The 326-nt window shown below is 44.8% G+C and carries 1 protein-coding gene; it reads left to right on the top strand.

From position 1 onward, the window contains the following. Positions 1-122: 122 nt before the first annotated feature. On the top strand, positions 123-326 hold a 204-nt coding region (locus tag WKT05_RS10600), incomplete at its 3' end, for a hypothetical protein (RefSeq protein ID WP_340414066.1).

Genomic DNA, 326 nt, shown 5'->3' with positions numbered 1-326 from the left:
GGCTCTATAATATCCGTTGGGGAGTAACCTCCTCAATGGATATTTTTATGCAAAAAGATAGCACTTGTTTTCCCTATCACCTAAAATTATATCACCACAAAATAATAAAGGGGGTCAAACAAGTGCAAAACAATATTACCACATTACTTTTAGGAATCCAAGATATCGAGGTCACCGGCGTTTCAGAAGAAAGACGCCTCATTACCATTGATTGCAAGCCCGTCCATGATCGGGTTTGTCCCCATTGTGGCTCGTCCCACGCTTGGGTACACGATCACAGGGTACAAGTCCTTCGAGACGCACCAATGCGCCGAAAGCACGTGGTC

Origin of the sequence: Peptoniphilus sp. HCN-40583 (assembly GCF_037892835.1) — a bacterium.
In the GTDB taxonomy this organism is placed as follows: domain Bacteria; phylum Bacillota; class Clostridia; order Tissierellales; family Peptoniphilaceae; genus Aedoeadaptatus; species Aedoeadaptatus rachelemmaiella.
The sequence above is the reverse complement of the archived record's forward strand: the minus strand, read 5'-3'. Positions and strand labels throughout refer to the sequence as shown.